Here is a 1,430-nt window from a genome sequence, read left to right as displayed (position 1 = left end):
TGAACTGATGCGGTGGATGCCCCCACCCAGCGGCATCGAGTATACCAAGACGGTTCTATATTCACCGAGCGGAGGGGGCATCAATGACATCGAAGATCAGCATTCTGGCGATCGACTTAGCAAAAGGCAGCTTTCAGGTTTGTGCGGTCGGATGCGATGGGACGGTTCTGTATAATCGTGCACTGTCTCGGAACCGGTTGGCGACACTTCTGGGCGAGCAGCCGGCCTGTGTCGTTGCTATGGAGGCATGCGCCACGTCGCATCACTGGGGCCGGATGGCACAGTCTCACGGTCATGAAGTGCGTCTGGTGCCGGCGGCGTATGTGAAACCGTTCGTCAAGCGCCAGAAGAATGACCGCGCGGACGCGGAGGCTATCGCAGAGGCGGCCATGCGTCCGACTATGCGGTTCGTGGCAGTGAAGAGTGCCGAAACCCAGGGCCGTGCCGTCGCGTTCCGCACCCACCAATGCTTGGTCCGGCAGCGCACTCAGCTCATCAACGCGCTCCGCGGACATCTGGCCGAATTCGGGCTGGTGGCGCCGAAGGGACCGGCGAGCCTGAAATTACTAGAGAATGCGCTGGCGGACGAGAGCAGCGACCTGCCTGACCCCGTTCGGGAGATGGGGGCGGTGTATCTCGAGCAGATAGCGCGGCTGACCGACGTGATCGAACGGCTGGCAAACGAGTTGGAGGATGCATCGAAGACAGATTGTGAGTTGCGGCGGCTTTGTACCATCCCCGGGATCGGCCCTGTGACGGCAGGGGCCGTTGCGGCGTTTGCGCCCGACCTCGACACTTTTGACAGTGGGCGGAATTTTGCGGCCTGGCTCGGCCTCGTGCCACGGCAGAGGTCCACGGGGGGCAAGGCCAGGCTGGGGGCGGTCAGCAAGATGGGGCAGACCGATATCCGCCGACTGCTAATCGTCGGAGCGATGAGCGTGATCCGCTGGGTGGTCCGAAAGGGTGGCAGTTCGAATCGCTGGCTCGCTGCCCTCGTGGCACGCAAGCCCAGGATGGTCGCGGCTGTTGCGCTGGCGAACAAAATGGCACGGATGATCTGGGCCATGACGACCAAGCAAGAGGATTATCGAATGGCGTGACCTGAAACCGAGAAGGAAAAGGCACGACATGGCCGCAAGGCCTGGGTGAGCGATCGACGAGGAGTACGCGACACGGACTTCGAAGTTCAAGGCAGGGAAATTCAGCCCCGGGGCTCGAGCGCTTGCAGCTCTCTGAACCGATGTGAACCCAGCTTTCCGAACAGCATACCGGCCGGTGGCGTTATCGAAGGCCACAATTTGAGGCCTGACACACGTCCGATCGAAGACCCCGCCGAAAAATCGAAGATAAAGCTTGCCAAACAGGGGGCATCCACACACGTCTTGGTATACTCGATGCCGCTGGGTGGGGGCATCCACCGCATCAGTTCA

General features: G+C 61.1%; 2 protein-coding genes. One reads left to right on the top strand and one right to left on the bottom strand.

The genetic code is table 11. The annotated features are described in order from the left end of the window. Positions 1–83: 83 nt before the first annotated feature. Entirely contained in the window at positions 84–1,100 is a 1,017-nt protein-coding gene (locus Q0835_RS29855) for an IS110 family transposase (RefSeq protein WP_298967112.1), read from the top strand. Positions 1,101–1,201: 101 nt separating this feature from the next. On the opposite strand, the gene Q0835_RS29850 is transcribed toward Q0835_RS29855, so the two are convergent. Continuing rightward, positions 1,202–1,430: hypothetical protein (locus Q0835_RS29850; RefSeq protein ID WP_298967111.1), on the bottom strand; the 229-nt coding region annotated here is incomplete at its 5' end.

Source organism: uncultured Roseibium sp. (genome assembly GCF_947499295.1).
Taxonomy (GTDB): Bacteria; Pseudomonadota; Alphaproteobacteria; order Rhizobiales; family Stappiaceae; genus Roseibium.
The sequence above is the reverse complement of the archived record's forward strand: the minus strand, read 5'-3'. Positions and strand labels throughout refer to the sequence as shown.

Coding starts and splice junctions, on each gene's coding strand:
- Q0835_RS29855 (WP_298967112.1), top strand. CDS start 84: ATGACATCGAAGATCAGCATTCTGGCGATCGACTTAGCAAAAGGCAGC.